The sequence below is a fragment of the Emticicia sp. 17c genome (assembly GCF_037153985.1).
In the GTDB taxonomy this organism is placed as follows: Bacteria; Bacteroidota; Bacteroidia; order Cytophagales; family Spirosomataceae; genus Emticicia.
This window is the reverse complement of the sequence record NZ_JBBAYI010000001.1, coordinates 900,047-916,599: the sequence shown is the minus strand read 5'-3', so window position 1 is coordinate 916,599 and position 16,553 is coordinate 900,047. Positions and strand designations below refer to the sequence as shown.

Below are 16,553 nucleotides of genomic sequence, written 5' to 3'. Positions count from 1 at the left end.
TAATAATTGTGCCACACACAGGTGTGGCACAATTGGTTTAATTATATGCCAACGTAGGCAGGGCTAATCATCGAAACTGATTTTGCTTCCAGTAATGAAGCCCCCATTAAATATTCGTCAACTTTTCTGGCACATTCGCGTCCTTCTGAAATAGCCCATACAACTAAAGATTGTCCGCGGCGCATATCTCCGGCAGCAAATACTTTTGCCTTGTTTGTCTGATACTCAAGAGCTTTTACATTTTTTCGTTCGTCAACTTCAATCTCAAGCTCTTGGAGGAGATCTTGCTGAGGGTTCAGGAATCCGGCGGCAATTAGAGCAAGTTCACAAGGAATTTCTCTTTCGTTCATTTCAACCCTGTTGCCATTAAAAATAGCCGACTCTGCAATGATAATGCCTTTCAGATTACCGTTCTCATCACCAACAAACTCTTTTACATTTATACTGAACAAACGCTCGCATCCTTCTTCATGAGAAGTAGAAGTACGCTTAGTTAATGGCCAGTTTGGCCATGGAGTAGTTTCGGCTCTGTATTGGTAATAAGGTTGTTTTTTATCATCAAGTGACGGCTCCGGCATTACTTCAACTTGTGTAATGCTTTTCGCTCCATGACGATTTGAAGTGCCTACGCAGTCAGAACCAGTATCTCCACCGCCAATTACTACCACATTTTTTCCGGTAGCCAACAAGTCACCATTGGCATAGGCTTCTCCTTTGTGGTCAGTAACTAATGCGATATTAGCCACACGCTTATTTTGTTGGCTCAGGAATTCCATTGCGGGGTAAATACCTTTCAGCTCATGCCCTTTAATAGGAATCATTCTAGGAACGGTTGAGCCTCCAGCAAGAACAATGGCGTCAAAATCACGCAATAATTCGCTGCCTTTAATATTTACACCAATATTTGCATTAGTTTTAAAAACGATTCCTTCGGCTTCCATTACCTCCACACGTCGGCGTACCACCGATTTATCTAATTTAAAATCAGGAATACCATATCGTAAAAGTCCACCTACTTCGTCGGCTCTTTCAAAAACTGTTACCCAGTGTCCTGCTTTGTTTAACTGAGCCGCGGCTGCAAGTCCGGCCGGCCCCGACCCCACAACAGCTACCTTTTTACCAGTTCTTTTGTTAGGAACCACAGGTTTTACCCAGCCATTTTCATAGGCTTTTTCAATGATTGATTTCTCAATATATTCTATGGCAACAGGTGGCTTATTAATACCTAAAACGCAGGCAGCCTCGCAAGGGGCAGGGCAAATTCTGCCTGTAAATTCAGGGAAATTATTAGTAGAACTTAATATTTCGTAGGCATACTCCCAGTTTTCTTCCCAAACGGCATCATTAAATTCAGGAATAATATTACCAAGCGGGCATCCATTATGACAGAACGGAACGCCACAATCCATACAACGAGCAGCTTGGTCATGGGTTTGCTTCGCATCATAACTGGTTTCAACTTCGTTATAATCTTTTTTTCTTTCGAGTACGTCTCGCTTTAAAGATGCCTGACGTTCAAACTCTAAAAAACCGGTTGGTTTTCCCATTTTTTTATTATGATTTTGTGTATCTTAGGTTAAAACTTAAAGACTCAGAGAGGTAAAACTTTTAACTTTACCTCTCAAACTCAGCATAATTTATGCTAAAACTTTTTCAGCTTCTGCTTTCTGTTTTCTTTCTTGAAGCACACGTTTATAATCAGTTGGCATCACTTTGATAAAGTTTTTAACTGCTTCATCGAAGTTATCAAGAATAGCTTTCGCCACTGTGCTTCCTGTTACTTTCAGGTGTTTTTCAATAAAGGCTTTTAGCATTTCTGCATCTTCTTGGTCTGGTTTTTCTAAACCAACCATTTCTTTATTACATTTCGAGTCAAAATCACCCTCTTTGTCATAAATATAGGCAGTCCCCCCACTCATACCTGCAGCAAAGTTTCTTCCGGTTTTACCCAAGATAATAGCCAACCCTCCGGTCATATATTCACAGCCATGGTCACCTACACCTTCAACTACTACTTTTGCTCCTGAGTTTCTTACACAAAAACGTTCACCGGCCATACCTCTGATGTATGCTTCGCCCGAGGTGGCACCATAAAAGGCTACGTTCCCGATAATCATGTTCTCTTCGGCTTTGAATTTAGCCTTTCTGTCAGGATATACAATGAGTTCAGCTCCACAAAGACCTTTACCGAAATAATCGTTTGAATCACCCTCCAATTCAAGTTTCAATCCTTTGGTCGAGAAAGCACCAAACGATTGGCCGGCTGTACCACGATATTTGAAGTGTACAGTGCCATAAGGTAGACCTTCCCCTTTGTATACTTTTGAAATCTCGTTCGATGTCATAGCCCCAATACTACGGTTGAGGTTATTTACATCATATTCGGCTGATACTTCTTCTTTGCTGCTTATAGCTGCTTGCGCATCTTTAATCATTTGCCAGTCAAGTACATTTGCAATACCGTGGTCTTGCTCTTCTTGCTTATATTGAGCTACATCAAGCGTTGTAGGCTCTTTATAAAGGATACCTGAAAGGTCAATTTTTTTGTATTTCCAATGCGTTAAATCATCACGTTTTTCAAGGAACTGTACTTGCCCAACCATTTCGTTTACTGTGCGGAAACCAAGTTCTGCCATAATTTCACGCATTTCTCTGGCCAGATACGTAAACATATTTACAACATGTTCAGGTTTTCCGCTAAACATGGCGCGTAATTCTTTGTTTTGCGTTGCAACTCCAACCGGACAGGTATTCAGGTGGCATTTACGCATCATGATACAACCCACCGAAACCAGTGCCGCGGTAGCAACACCAAATTCTTCTGCACCTAATAGAGCAGCAATTGCAAGGTCACGGCCAGTTCTTATTTGGCCATCGGCTTGTACGGTTACTCTACCACGAAGTTTATTTTTAACCAGTGTCTGGTGTGTTTCGGCCAAACCAAGCTCCCACGGTAAACCAGCGTGTCTGATTGAAGACAACGGAGATGCTCCGGTTCCACCGTCATGCCCTGCTATCAGAATCACATCTGAGTGTGCTTTGGCTACACCGGTGGCAACAGTTCCTACGCCTGCTTCTGACACGAGTTTTACTGAAATACGGGCATCGCGGTTCGAGTTTTTAAGGTCATATATTAGCTGTGCTAAGTCCTCAATCGAGTAGATGTCGTGGTGTGGTGGTGGCGAAATAAGCCCTACACCCGGTGTACTATGGCGTACGCGACCAATCCAGTCATCGACTTTATGCCCCGGAAGCTGTCCGCCTTCACCAGGCTTAGCTCCTTGTGCCATTTTAATTTGTAATTCTTTGGCGTTTGTCAGGTAGTAGCTGGTTACACCAAAACGGCCAGAGGCAACCTGTTTGATACTTGAACTTAGGTTATTGCCATTTTCATCAAGCTGGTAACGGATTTCGTCTTCACCGCCTTCGCCAGAATTTGAACGGCCTCCGATGCGGTTCATAGCAATGGCAAGGGTAGTATGTGCCTCCCATGAAATTGAACCGAACGACATGGCACCTGTGGCGAAGCGTTTAAAGATGCTTTCAACAGACTCAACTTCTTCTAGCGGAATCGGATTACCTTTTTTGAAACGTAACAAACCTCTGATAGTTAGAGCATCTTTGCTTTGGTCGTTAATAAGTTTCGAGTATTGTTTGAAAATCTGATACCCTTTTTCTAAATCTTTCTCTCCAACTCTGCCCGACTGTTGTAGTAAGTGAATACTTTGTGGGTTAAACATGTGGCGTTCGCCGCGTTGTTTCCACTGATAAACGCCGCCTACCTCCAGACGTTGAACAGATACTTGTGGCACGTCAGGAAAAGCTATCTTATGGCGTACAATGGCTTCTTTGGCAATTTCAGCAATGCCCATTCCGCCAATACGTGAGATAGTTCCCGTAAAGTATTTATCAATTACTTGTTTATTGATACCAATACATTCAAATATTTGCGCACCCTGATAAGACTGAAGCGTTGAGATACCCATTTTAGAGAATATCTTTAAAAGCTCTTTGTTTACAGCCTTGATATAGTTTTTGTAAAGTTTGTAATCTTCGTTTTCGCCTTCAATCAATCCTTTTTTGTTCATCCAAGAAAGAGTTTCAAATGCCATATAAGGGCAAATAGCCGAAGCTCCAAAACCAATTAAGGTAGCAAAGTGGTGTGTTTCCCATATATCTCCGGCTTCAACCAGAATACCTGCATTGCCTCTGAGTCCTTTCTTGATTAGATGATGGTGAATAGCTGCCGTTGCTAATAAAGACGGAATAGGTGCGTGATCAGAATCAATGGCTCTGTCTGAAAGAATTAATATCTCAAATCCATCAACAATAGCGTCTTCTGCATAGCGGCATATTCTTTCTAAAGCAAACTCTAATGCTTTCCCAATATCTTTGGTTTTAGCATTGAAATACGTATTAATTGTTTTCGCCTGAAAACCTTTATAATCAACAAAACGAAGTTTGTCAAATTCTTCAACTGTTAACACAGGTTGCTCCAGTTCTACCATCCGGCAATGGAGTGGCGATTCTGTCAGGATATTTTCATTTGAACCTACAAATGAAATCAACGACATGATAGCGCGCTCTCTGATAGAATCGATGGGAGGGTTGGTTACCTGTGCAAATAATTGCTTGAAGTAATAAGATAAATGCTGGCTTTGGTCTGATAAAATAGCCAATGGGGTATCAACACCCATTGAGCCTATGGCTTCCTGACCTGTTTGCGACATAGGAGCCAGAATCATCCGTAAATCTTCTGAGGTAAAGCCAAAAGTAATTTGTCTTTTCAGAAGCGTTTCTTCGGTATAATTTTGGTATGGGCGAATTGATTTCGGTAAAACCGAAGTTTTTATTTTGTATTCGTCAAGCCATTCCTGATAAGGTTTGCGTGAACAAATATCAGCCTTAACTTCTTCGTCAGGAATTATACGGCCTTGTTCCATGTCAACGATAAACATTTTTCCGGGTTGAAGTCGTCCTTTAGAAACTACTTTTTCCTGATCAATGTCAAGTACTCCGGCTTCTGAGGCCATAATAACGGTGTCGTCGTCAAGTACCCAGTAACGTGACGGCCGCAGACCGTTACGGTCAAGTGTTGCTCCTACCATTTTGCCATCGGTAAATGAAATAGACGCAGGGCCATCCCATGGTTCCATAATGGCAGCATGATACTCATAAAATGCTTTACGAACAGGGTCCATTTGTTCGTTACCATCCCATGCTTCTGGAATCAGCATCATCATTACATGTGGTAGCGAGCGGCCCGAAAGATATAATAATTCAATAACGTTGTCTAATTGAGCAGAATCTGAATTGCCAGCATCGCAGATGGGCAGAATCATATCCATTTCTTCTTTCGTGAAAAACTCCGACACAAAAGATTTTTCTCCGGCTCTAATCCAGTTTACATTTCCTTTTACGGTGTTAATTTCACCGTTATGGGCAATAAAACGGAAAGGCTGAGCTAATTTCCATGATGGAAAGGTATTAGTCGAGAAACGCGAGTGTATTACCGCAAATGCCGACGTTACTGACTCATTCCATAAATCAGGGAAATAATATTTTAGTTGCTCGGTAGTAAGCTGTCCTTTATAGGAAATAGTACGGCATGAAAGAGACGAAAAATAGAAATGCTCTTTTGCTCCAGCTACCGACTCACGAATAATACGCGAAGCATATTGACGAAGAATATAGAGTTTTCTTTCGAAATCAATTTCTTCTGTAATACTAGATGGGCGCTTGATGAATACTTGTTCAACATGAGGTTCAACAGAGCCTGAACCTTCACCCAGACAGTCACCTTTGGTTGGTACAACCCTATAACCTAGCAATTCAAGGCCAAGTTTTTCAATCTTGCGGTCAAGTATTTCTCTGCATTCTTCTCTTTCTGTGGCGTTCATCGGAAAGAAAATCATACCTACGCCATACTCACCGCTAGGTGGTAACTGAAAATTTAGTTTATTACATTCATCCAGAAAGAATTCATGAGGAATTTGCAATAAGATACCTGCACCGTCACCTGTGTTAGGGTCACAGCCGCAAGCACCACGGTGATCCATACGCTCAAGCATTTTGATTGCATCAGCGACGATTCCGTGAGACCTTCTGCCTTTCAGGTGAGCCCGAAAGCCAATACCACAGGCATCATGCTCGAATTCCGAACGATATAGACCTTGTTCCATTACTTGTTCTGTTTCAGTCATCGTGCGATAAAATTTATAGGGTTTTAAATTGTACTCTGGTTATATAAATTGTGATTTAATCGTGAATATTGCCGCCTAATAATCTTCTGAAATGTTATATGTATAAAGTATATACATCAATTAAAATGCAATATAATACCAAATTTATTTGGCATAACAACTTTGAAACCAAATTTTATTTATCTTTTTAAAAATACTTGCTTTTGCAATAGTTGTTATCAGAATAATACAATAATTGTTGAAATAGTACAAGAAACCCAAGTTAAATAATTAATAAAGATAGCGAATCTTCGCTATAAAAACAGACTTTTTGCCTGATTTAATTGATTTCATATTTTATTAATAAATTGATAACCGTATGTATGTACGAATACTGAACATATTTATTAAAGGGGTATTCAGTGCCTGATTTTATGTTTTTTAGGTAAGTATATATGCTCTTTGGAAACAAAAAAATACAACTAAAGCAGCGGCTAAAGATTACATAATCTTCACTTTTTTTTGTAAGTTGAGCATGAAAAAACGATGGTTTTTTTACATAAAATGAAGGTCTGAAAACGTCAGTTTTGGAGGCTCCGAATAAGAAAAAAAGGCAAATGCTTGATAATCAGGATTTTATTAATTACCTTTGTGCTCCACATATCAAAATAATACATGAAACAACTGCAACGCATGTTTCTGACCACCCTCGTGGTTAGTCTTATGTCTGTCTCTTCTCAAGCAGCATCCTTTGAAAAGTACTTCACAAAACTTATCAGATTTGAAGGCAAAGGATATGGTATTAATCAGGCAATCTGGGGCAAAAAAAACTTCACCAAAGCCGAGGCTTTTAAAATTCATCGCCAGTACTATTGGAATAAGTACTACGGAAATTTATTTGCAAGCCAAGAAGTTGCCGAAGCATTGATTGACCATATTATTACTGCAGGAGAAGGGAGAAACAACGTAAACATTAGGGCTTTTGAGGCTATCATTGGTGTTACACAAGATGGTAAGCTATCGAAAGAAGATGTTCAGGTTGCCAATTCGTTTATTCAATGTGAGTACATAGTTAATCCTTATATTAACTATCGTCTGCATTACTATGGCTCAAGAAAAAACTCAGGGAAATACCCTGGTTGGATGACACGAGCAAGGGCTTTCAGCATTTTGGGCGAAGACAGCATTATGCTGGCCGACTACCTGATTCTACCGGATATTCTGGTCGGAAAAGAACCAGAAGAAACACCGGAAAGTGTTGCTGATGAAATGGCCTCACAGGTTGACTGACATCAAAGTAATTATTATTTAAAAATGGCCCTTCAAAATCTGCATGAATTTTGAAGGGCTTTTAATTTGTACCATAGGGTGGCAATTTTGATAAGTATTTATCGTTGTTTAATTTGTCAGGTTAAATTTTGTTCTTCAAAACGCATTTTCTATCGTAATTACTTTACTCGCTTTACATTTTGTTATTGAGCGGTACAATTATTGCTCTAAATCTTGTACAGGAAATTAACTTAAACATTACGATGAGTCCCAAAAAAATTATTTTGTCATTAACGGCAATTACTTGCCTGTCTGCAGTATGTGTTATCTTTGTTAATCAAGCGGCTTCTTTTAATAAATATGCGCCTAAACTTCTTAAGTTTGAAGGCGAGGGGTATGGTATTCATAAGCCTATCTGGGGCGACAAAATGTTTACCAAAGAAGAAGCTCTTTATATTCATAAGCATTACTATTGGAACCGTTATCTGGGTAATCATTTCACGAATCAGACAGTAGCAGAAGTATTGATTGACCATCTGATTAATGCAGGTGAAGGTAAAGACAAACGAAATATCAAGGCGTTTGAAGAAATTATTGGTGTAGAACAGGATGGTTTACTTACAATGAATGATATTGATGTTGCCAATGGTTTTGAACACCCCGAAGAAATTGTTAATCCTTATGTTGATTATCGGCTTCGGTATTATAGAACAAGAAAAGATGCCAAAAAGAACCGTGGGTGGTTTAAAAGAGCAAAATCTTTTTATATAGAGCCAACAACAGAGCCAGAACAAGAAGAAAATACAATGGAAGACTATATTGTTTTACCTAAAACTAAGTAGGCTAGCGTAAGTACCAATAAGGTTTCAGTAAGAAACCTTATTGGTTATAGCTATGAATCATTTGCTCTATTTGTTTTTTACCGATAGGCTTTATCAGAAAATCAGAAACCGTTTTGTAGTCTTTAGCTTTGTTGTGGTCTTGAATATCAATCGAAGAACTCACAATATAGAGGGTAACCTTTTTATCTAATTTAATTTTTTCAAATTCGTCCAGAAACTGCCATCCATCCATGATAGGCATATTCAGGTCTAGCAGAATTACATCAGGAAGCGATTCCGGGTTTTGTTGAATGGCTGAAAGATGATTAATTGCTTCCTTGCCATTCTGGAAAATTTCTACATTATCACAAAAGTCTACTGAGCCCATCATTCGCTGCAGCACATAAGAAAGAATTTTGTCGTCGTCAATAATCCAGGCGTTATTTATTTTTCTCATAATCAAAAGACCTCTAGCAACAGATATATGGGTTGATAAAGATTTAATAGTTTCACTTTTGAGTTATCCGACGAGCTGGATTAGAAAAATATGCCTTCAGGCTATTGATTTTTAATAAATACCTTGAAGGTTGTTCCTTTTCCTACTTCGCTTTCAACTTCAATTTTTCCTCCCATGGCTTCAACTTGGTTTTTTATGATAAATAATCCAAGTCCTCTGGCATCTTTATTGGAATGAAAAGTTTTATACATGCCAAAGAGTTTTTGCCCATGTAAATTCAAATCAATTCCCATGCCATTGTCTTCAATTTGAAGAATAATATATTTAACGGTAGTTTTTGTGTGAATATTTATAACAGGATTTCGGTCTGGGTGACGATACTTAATGGCATTCGTCAGCAGATTAACCAGTACGCTTTCGATATATTCTGAACTGTAATCAATAGTTAATTCTGCTGGAATATCAGTCTGTATAGAAGCTTGTGAATCTGCAATGGTATCTTTCAGACTGAAAATTACCTTTTCGAGTTCACCAAGAAGGTGTATTTTTTTTACCTGCTGATTAAGATTAGACTGAATTTTTAATACTTCATTCAAATGATAGATGGTATCTTGCAGGCTGTTGGCATTTGTTGTTAAAAAATCAACGAGTTCTTTTTTTCGGTGTTCGTCGGTTTCTTCTACCAGTAAATTCAGTAGCATCTGAAAGTTTCCGGTATGAGACCTCAGGTTATGAGAAATAATATGGGTAAAATTAAGTAAACGTTTATTTTGTTCACTAACAATATCAAGCGTATGTTTTAGTTCCTGTTCGCTGTTTTTTCTTTGAGTGATATCGGCATGAGTGCCAAGCATTAGTAATGGTTTGCCGTCGGGTGTCCAGTTAATTATTTTACCGCGGTCGTGTATCCATACCCAGTGGCCAGCCTTATGCCGCATTCGGTATTCACATTCATAGTGTTCAATTTCATGCGTAAAGCATTTTTCTAATAATTTATCAGGAATTTCACTGTCTTCGGGGTGTACCAGATTACTCCAAGTTTGTTTACTGATAGGCTGTAATTCTTCCAGCGTGTAGCCAACAATATTTGCCCAACGTTCATTATAAATAATGGTATTGTCTTGTATGTGCCATTCCCAAGTGCCTATGTTAGTACCTTCAATGGTTTCAAAGAGGCGTTGGCGTTCGTGTTGTAGTTCTTCCCGTGCTTTTTTCTGCTCGGAAATATCTTGTATCTGAGAAATGAAATACAGAGGTGAGTCGTCGTTATTCCAGACCAGCGAAACACTGAGGTTCACCCATACGGTATTCCCATTTTTATGGAAATATCGTTTTTCCATCTGATAATTATCAATTTCCTTCCGCAGCATCTGATTAACCAGCGATAAATCTTTACTTAAATCATCAGGATGCGTAATATCCTGAAAAGTAAGCTTCATTAGTTCATCTTCTGAGTAGCCAGTTAATTTACAAACTTCCTTGTTAACTTTTATCCAGTTACCATTAGACGAAACCAAGGCCATACCAATAGGCGCAAACTCAAATGCTTTCTGAAATTTTTCTTCATTTAATTGAAGCGAATAAATCAGTTCTTTCTCACTGGTTATATCTTGAAAGGTGCCATATATCATTATGCAGTTGCCGTTTTCAAATTCAGCTTCTGCACTACTTTCAATCCATCTTGAAATCCCTTGCGAAGTTGTTATTTTAAACTGCTCAACAAATGGCTCACCTGTTGCAATTAATTGTTCTGCTAATCTGAAAATTCGTTCCCGATGTTCTTCCACAGCAAAAAAATTGATGGCTGATTCGAGGTCTGTAAAACTTTTTTCGGTAATGTCTTGAATTGATTTAGTTACAAAATCCCAGCGTAATGAACCCGTCTTAAGATTTAGTTCCCATGTGCCAATTTTGGGTAATAAACTCGCCCTTTGATATTTCATTAGTTACAATTATAAAATAAAAAATAGGATGAATCACTCAATTAGTTGGATTATACTTTTAAAATTGATGTCAATAGAATATCATTATTTTTTATTTTGGGTAACATGCCATTTATACTGAGATGTACAAGCACATTATTAAAAAACATTCAAATTACCATAAAAATTTTGGTAATGAATGCCGATTTTAATCACATTTATTTTTAATAACTCAAATATATTTCTTTTTCTTTAAGAAACCATCTATATACGTTGGTATTCAAAATTTCCTAAATATATTACGTATATAGATAGTTTCCTAATTAAAAGCTTTTTTGCTTAATAGTTAAGGCTTTGTCTGATTAATAAGCAAGAGTGCATTTTTAGAGTTTACCCAATCTTTTAGTAAGGTTCCGGGCGTTTTTCCTAGTGGATGATTCCCCAAAACAATATCTAAGTCACCGTCACCGTCAACATCACCGGCATCCATAACCAGCCATCGGCCATAGGCTTTAATATCGAAACTTCTGGCTACAAGCTCATGCCCTTTGTTTTCAAAGAAAACAAAATCTTTAGGAGTTTTTTCAAAGTAATCAACATAAAAGGCAATAGTTGCGATGTCGATATCTCCGTCATTATCAAAATCGCGGGCAAGGGCTTTATAGGCTCCGTTGATGTGATAAAAAAATGTTTGCTTAAAATTATTTTTACCCTGATTCTCGAAAATATAAACGCCATGATACGGTTTTAGTTCGATAGAGTAATCAGAATTATCGCCCGCTGTGTAAATAATATCTGTAAGCCCATCTTTATTGAAATCGGTTAATTCAAGGCTGGAAGAACCATATACAGGCGGAAAACGCAATAGGGTAGTAGGGGTGAAATTCAGATTTCCGTTATTTTTGTACCATACAACGCGTTCATCTCCTTGCCCAAACAGCGTTACTAAATCTGTTTTTCCATCTTTATCTAAGTCGATGGGTATAGTTTTAATAGCACCCGGGCTATTTTCAAGAATAATTTTATCAAATGTTGTTCCTTTTTTCTTCCAGATAGCCAGCGTACCATTTAAAACTCCAAATTCGTTCGTAACCAGCTCAAGATCGGGGTTTTCGTCAAGATTAACCGTAAGGCTTTGTGTGGGTCGGTACAGGTTTGTTAAAAGTGTTTCGGTTTTTTGTTCATTGTCTGAATCCATCAACGCAACAGAACCATGATGACTCACACTTGGGTCAATTACATTGCCAATATATATGATGAGTAAATTATTTTTTGAAATCTGTAAGTCACTAACAGCGGACTGATTCCTGAACTGGTTTTTGGGAATCCCATCTTTATCTAAAACCCATATTTCCCGATTGATTTCATCACATACGAAAATTGATTTTGAGGCAGAATCAATCTTTATACAAGAAACATTGGGCATCCGGCCTGAATAAGCACTGCTGCTCTTGATTTTAAATAAGTTGCTCAAAGGCTCAGTTGTACTACTTAAGGGGAAGTTCAAACGATAAGGTGCCTGTGAAATGTAATAGTCTTTTATTCGTTGCCATTCGTCCTCACTTAAAGTTGGCTTGGTGGGAATGGCATTTTTTTCAATAGGGCTAATCGAATCTCTGGGAGCTAGTTTGTTAGTTATGCCAAGAAACAAAGCCATTTTAGGAAGTACTTTTTCCCAGTTGTTTTTATCAAGCAGTTCGGGTTTGGGAAACTCGTGGCACGAGCCACAATGTGTCTGTGCAAGTTTTTCGTCGCCTTTAGTATCTTTTTTGGTACAGGCATCAAGAAAAATTAATAGCAGGGCAAAAGATGCAATTGTTTTATATATCATAAGTTTAAGTGTTTATTTGCCCTAAGTAACACAGAATTTCTTATAAAAAAAAAGACAGCAAAGTTTGCTGTCAGTTTTTACCGAACCCTAAACTAATTCAAAGTCGAAAGTTTGGTTGATGAATATTTTTACAATTATACGGAAGATTATTCGACAAAACCAACACCAACCGTACTATTCGATATTTCGTCAATAAGAATAAACGCGCCGTTAGTCGGGTTATCAACATATTTATCGGCATAAATCGGGCTGGCGGTTTTAATGGTTATCCAACCGATTTCGTTAAGTTTAAGGCCCCCCTCATGTGAAGGTTCGGTGTCTAATGACATATTTTTTATATCAATCATCGAATTTATACTGGTAACTTTTGCTTTTACCCGATTAATTCCATGTTGTAATAAGTAAGTTTTTCCAACTTTAAGAGCCTGATTATCAAGCCAGCAAACTTTGGCTTCAACTTCTTTTCTTGATTCGGGCTGTTGCCCCACCTTCACAATCATGTTACCACGGCTTATATCGATGTCGTTTTCGAGCGTAATAACAACCGACTCACGCGCATGAGCAATTTCCAGATTTGTTCCGAATTTCTCAATACTTGTAATTTTGCTCACCTGACCACTCGGAAGAGCCTCAATTAAATCTCCAATGGCAAAACTACCACTTGCAATTTTCCCTGCATACCCGCGATAATCATGGAAATCGTCGGTTTTGGGTCTGACAACCATCTGCACTGGAAAACGGGCCGGCAAATGGGAAATAGGATTTACCTGATTATCAAGGTTTTCAAGTGTTTCTAGTAAAGAACTGCCTTCATACCATGGGGTTTCTGCCGATTTCTTTACAAGGTTTTCACCGTATAGTGACGATATTGGAATAAACTCAATGTTTTGTCCTTCAAAACTTACTTGTTCGGCTAATTTTGAAAAATCACTTTTGATTTCTTCAAAGCGGTCTTGGCTATAATTAACCAAATCCATTTTGTTAACTGCTACAATAATGTTCTTGATACGTAGCATGGACGAAATATAAAAGTGACGTTTGGTTTGCTCAACTACCCCATTGCGTGCATCAATCAGAATAATAGAAACGGAGGTGTTTGAAGCCCCCGTAACCATGTTTCGTGTGTACTCAAAATGCCCGGGTGTGTCTGCGATGATGTATTTGCGCTTAGGTGTACTAAAATAGATATGTGCCACATCTATGGTAATACCTTGTTCACGTTCGGCAATTAAGCCATCTGTTAAAAGAGATAAATCTAAAAAATTAAGACCTTTTCGTTTGGAAGCCGATTCAAGAGCTTCAATTTTATCACCAGTAATAGAGTTCGTTTCATAAAGCAAGCGGCCGATAAGTGTACTTTTACCGTCATCAACCGAGCCTGCTGTTGCAATTCTTAATATATCCATTGTAATGTTATTCTAATGTTATAAAACTCAACTAATACAACAATCAACGCCACGTAGGGTAGGTGTTGATTATCTATTAATTTTATCAGAAATAGCCTGCCTGTTTACGTTTCTCCATGGCTGCTTCTGAGCGTTTGTCGTCAATTCTGGCGCCACGTTCAGAGATTTTTGCAGATAAAATTTCCGAAATTACGTCATCAAGATTATCGGCTTCAGAGGCTACTGCTGCTGTACAGGTCATGTCGCCAACTGTGCGGAAACGTACTTTGGTAATATAAGGAATTTCATCTTCGGTTTTATTGATAAATTCCGAATCAGCCCAGATGAGTCCGTCACGGTCAAAAACGCTACGCTCGTGTGTGAAATAAATGCTCGGAATACGAAGTTTTTCTTCTTTTATATAATTCCATACATCAAGTTCTGTCCAGTTTGAAATCGGAAATACACGCACGTTTTCGCCTATTTCAATTTTTCCGTTGAGCATATCAAACAATTCAGGGCGTTGCTTTTTGGCATCCCATTGCCCGAAATCATCTCTTACCGAGAAAATTCTTTCTTTGGCACGAGCTTTTTCTTCGTCACGTCTGGCACCACCTATGCAGGCATCGAACTTAAACTCTTCAATGGCATCAAGTAAGGTAACAGTCTGGGCAGCATTACGGCTGGCATATTTGCCAGTTTCTTCTTTTACCTTGCCTTGTTTGATAGAATCTTCAACGTAACGCACATGGAGGTTAAGGCCAAGTTTGCTCACGAGCCAGTCGCGGTATTCTATTGTTTCAGGAAAATTGTGGCCAGTATCAACATGCAATAGCGTAAACGGTATCTTACCTGGATAGAATGCCTTTTCGGCAAGCCTTACTACTGTGATTGAGTCTTTACCACCAGAGAAAAGTATAGCAGGTCTTTCAAACTGTGACGCTACTTCTCTTAAGATATAGATAGCTTCATCTTCCAACTCACGTGGGAAAATACCATTGATGTCAGAAGAAGAGTTAATAATTTCAGAATTATTTAAAAAATTACTCATAATAAATGTTTTTAAGAATAATGCGCCTCACCAAGCTACAAATTTAAGAAACTTGGTGTAAACCACATTCTTTTTTTGATTCTTCCCACCACCATCGGCCTGCTCTTGGGTGTTCGCCGGGTTCGATAGCTCTGGTACAAGGTAAACAGCCAATGCTGATAAAACCTTTTTTATGGAGCGGGTTGTCAGGAATATTATTTGATGCAATATAAGATAATACCTCTTCGTAGGACCAGTGAATTAACGGGTTAAACTTCCAGACGTTGTTGGCTGCATCCCATTCCCATATTTTCATATCGTTACGGTTTTCTGATTGCTCAGCCCTCAATCCGGTTATCCAGACCTCAGCGCCTGCCAGTGCTCTTTTCAGAGGTTCAATTTTACGGATACCACAACATTCTTTTCGGTTTTCGATTGATTCATAGAAACTATTGAAACCCTTTTCGGTAACTAATTGCTGTAATTTCTGAGTATCGGGCGTGTAGGTAAAAATAGGTTGTTTGTATCTGGCTCTTGTGCGGTCAAGTAACTCGTAAGTTTCCTGAAAAAGCCGTCCGGTATCTAACGTGAAAACTTTTATGTTAAGTGGCCCTCCGCTTACTGCATTTTTGAAAATAGCATGAGTAATCACTTGGTCTTCCTGACCCAGAGAAGTTGAAAAAACGACTTTCCCCGGGTAATTATTAGCTATAAAGTTGAGAGCTTCTTCTAATGAAAGTTTTTCTAATGTATCAATCATCTGGTGTACTGATTAAAACCAAACCTTAATAATGTTATAAGCACTAAGACCAACTACTAAAGTTCCGACAATGAGCATAATTGTTTTCGGAGCGAATAATTTTACCAAAAATGCCCCTAGTGGAGCAGCTAAAACACCGCCTATAATAAGCCCTGCAATGGGTTGCCATGCCTGAATGTCAATGAATAGCATAAAGATGCCTGTGCTAAAAAATGCCACAAAAAATTCGGCAGTATTAACAGTTCCGATGGCTTCTTTAGGGGCATTGCCTTTATTGATAAGGTTTGAGGTCACTAAAGGGCCCCATCCACCGCCACCGATAGAATCAAAAAAGCCACCCACTAAGCCAAGTAAACCTAAGTTTTTATTGGTAGGAGTAGCCGGACGTTTCTTGAAGGCTTTAATGATAATAATGATTCCCAAGCCAACCAGATATAAGGAGATATATGGGCGAATGACTTTTCCATCAATTACTTCGGATATAAGATATGCCCCTATCATGGAGCCTATAACACCGGTAAGTACTATCCGAAAAAAAAGTTTTTTGTCAATATTACCAAAGTACAAATGCGAAAGACCAGATACGCCTGTGGTAAATACTTCGGCAGTATGAACGCTTGCTGTGGCAAACGCAGGCGGAACTCCCACACCTAAGAGCATAGAGGTACAGGTTGCCCCATAGGCCATTCCTAAAGCTCCATCAACAAGTTGTGCCAGAAAACCTACTCCGATATAATAGAAAAACAGGTTATCGACTCCCCATTGAAATGAGTGAATGCTGGCAAAAATTCTGTATGCAAGTACTCCTATCAGTAATACTTTCAGTATTAGAATAGCAGCTGCAATATATTTTAGCCTGATATGGTTGCTTAAGGTATTTGCGAGTCTTTCCATTA

At 38.7% G+C, this 16,553-nt stretch carries 11 protein-coding genes; 2 read left to right on the top strand and 9 right to left on the bottom strand.

All coding sequences use genetic code 11. The features are described 5' to 3' along the window. Nucleotides 1–41: 41 nt before the first annotated feature. Both WAA15_RS03805 and gltB read right to left on the bottom strand, forming a co-directional pair. Nucleotides 42–1,547: a glutamate synthase subunit beta gene (locus tag WAA15_RS03805; protein ID WP_337041126.1), complete on the bottom strand. Its 1,506-nt coding sequence runs from the start codon at nucleotides 1,545–1,547 to the stop codon at nucleotides 42–44. Between the two features lie 90 nt (nucleotides 1,548–1,637). Further along, nucleotides 1,638–6,203: a glutamate synthase large subunit gene (gltB, locus tag WAA15_RS03800; RefSeq protein WP_337041125.1), complete on the bottom strand. Its 4,566-nt coding sequence runs from the start codon at nucleotides 6,201–6,203 to the stop codon at nucleotides 1,638–1,640. 654 nt (nucleotides 6,204–6,857) lie between these two features. On the opposite strand from gltB, the gene WAA15_RS03795 reads away from it, so the two are divergent. Together WAA15_RS03795 and WAA15_RS03790 are read left to right on the top strand one after the other, a co-directional pair. Continuing rightward, nucleotides 6,858–7,472 (top strand): hypothetical protein, encoded by a 615-nt coding sequence (locus WAA15_RS03795; protein WP_337041124.1) that lies wholly within the window; start codon nucleotides 6,858–6,860, stop codon nucleotides 7,470–7,472. 242 nt (nucleotides 7,473–7,714) lie between these two features. Continuing rightward, nucleotides 7,715–8,293 (top strand): hypothetical protein, encoded by a 579-nt coding sequence (locus WAA15_RS03790; protein ID WP_337041123.1) that lies wholly within the window; start codon nucleotides 7,715–7,717, stop codon nucleotides 8,291–8,293. Nucleotides 8,294–8,330: 37 nt separating this feature from the next. On the opposite strand, the gene WAA15_RS03785 is transcribed toward WAA15_RS03790, so the two are convergent. The 7 genes from WAA15_RS03785 to WAA15_RS03755 all read right to left on the bottom strand — a co-directional run bounded on the left by WAA15_RS03785 (nucleotide 8,331) and on the right by WAA15_RS03755 (nucleotide 16,551). Beyond that, nucleotides 8,331–8,729: a response regulator gene (locus WAA15_RS03785; RefSeq protein ID WP_337041122.1), complete on the bottom strand. Its 399-nt coding sequence runs from the start codon at nucleotides 8,727–8,729 to the stop codon at nucleotides 8,331–8,333. A 101-nt stretch (nucleotides 8,730–8,830) separates the two neighbouring features. Further along, a complete protein-coding gene (locus WAA15_RS03780; protein WP_337041121.1) occupies nucleotides 8,831–10,672 on the bottom strand; it encodes a PAS domain S-box protein in 1,842 nt (613 codons plus the stop codon). Between the two features lie 325 nt (nucleotides 10,673–10,997). Continuing rightward, nucleotides 10,998–12,482, bottom strand: a complete 1,485-nt coding sequence (locus tag WAA15_RS03775) for an FG-GAP repeat domain-containing protein (RefSeq protein WP_337041120.1) — start codon at nucleotides 12,480–12,482, stop codon at nucleotides 10,998–11,000. A 146-nt stretch (nucleotides 12,483–12,628) separates the two neighbouring features. After that, a complete protein-coding gene (locus tag WAA15_RS03770) occupies nucleotides 12,629–13,888 on the bottom strand; it encodes a sulfate adenylyltransferase subunit 1 (protein ID WP_337041118.1) in 1,260 nt (419 codons plus the stop codon). Nucleotides 13,889–13,973: 85 nt separating this feature from the next. Then, nucleotides 13,974–14,918 (bottom strand): sulfate adenylyltransferase subunit CysD, encoded by a 945-nt coding sequence (cysD, locus tag WAA15_RS03765; protein ID WP_337041117.1) that lies wholly within the window; start codon nucleotides 14,916–14,918, stop codon nucleotides 13,974–13,976. Nucleotides 14,919–14,961: 43 nt separating this feature from the next. Then, nucleotides 14,962–15,657: a phosphoadenylyl-sulfate reductase gene (locus tag WAA15_RS03760; RefSeq protein WP_337041116.1), complete on the bottom strand. Its 696-nt coding sequence runs from the start codon at nucleotides 15,655–15,657 to the stop codon at nucleotides 14,962–14,964. A gap of 12 nt (nucleotides 15,658–15,669) precedes the next feature. Beyond that, nucleotides 15,670–16,551: a sulfite exporter TauE/SafE family protein gene (locus WAA15_RS03755; protein WP_337041115.1), complete on the bottom strand. Its 882-nt coding sequence runs from the start codon at nucleotides 16,549–16,551 to the stop codon at nucleotides 15,670–15,672. Nucleotides 16,552–16,553 lie beyond the last annotated feature (2 nt).

Excerpts from the sequence above, each read along its gene's own strand:
- WAA15_RS03805 (WP_337041126.1), bottom strand. The coding sequence starts at position 1,547 with ATGGGAAAACCAACCGGTTTTTTAGAGTTTGAACGTCAGGCATCTTTA.
- gltB (WP_337041125.1), bottom strand. The coding sequence starts at position 6,203 with ATGACTGAAACAGAACAAGTAATGGAACAAGGTCTATATCGTTCGGAA.
- WAA15_RS03795 (WP_337041124.1), top strand. The coding sequence starts at position 6,858 with ATGAAACAACTGCAACGCATGTTTCTGACCACCCTCGTGGTTAGTCTT.
- WAA15_RS03790 (WP_337041123.1), top strand. The coding sequence starts at position 7,715 with ATGAGTCCCAAAAAAATTATTTTGTCATTAACGGCAATTACTTGCCTG.
- WAA15_RS03785 (WP_337041122.1), bottom strand. The coding sequence starts at position 8,729 with ATGAGAAAAATAAATAACGCCTGGATTATTGACGACGACAAAATTCTT.
- WAA15_RS03780 (WP_337041121.1), bottom strand. The coding sequence starts at position 10,672 with ATGAAATATCAAAGGGCGAGTTTATTACCCAAAATTGGCACATGGGAA.
- WAA15_RS03775 (WP_337041120.1), bottom strand. The coding sequence starts at position 12,482 with ATGATATATAAAACAATTGCATCTTTTGCCCTGCTATTAATTTTTCTT.
- WAA15_RS03770 (WP_337041118.1), bottom strand. The coding sequence starts at position 13,888 with ATGGATATATTAAGAATTGCAACAGCAGGCTCGGTTGATGACGGTAAA.
- cysD (WP_337041117.1), bottom strand. The coding sequence starts at position 14,918 with ATGAGTAATTTTTTAAATAATTCTGAAATTATTAACTCTTCTTCTGAC.
- WAA15_RS03760 (WP_337041116.1), bottom strand. The coding sequence starts at position 15,657 with ATGATTGATACATTAGAAAAACTTTCATTAGAAGAAGCTCTCAACTTT.
- WAA15_RS03755 (WP_337041115.1), bottom strand. The coding sequence starts at position 16,551 with ATGGAAAGACTCGCAAATACCTTAAGCAACCATATCAGGCTAAAATAT.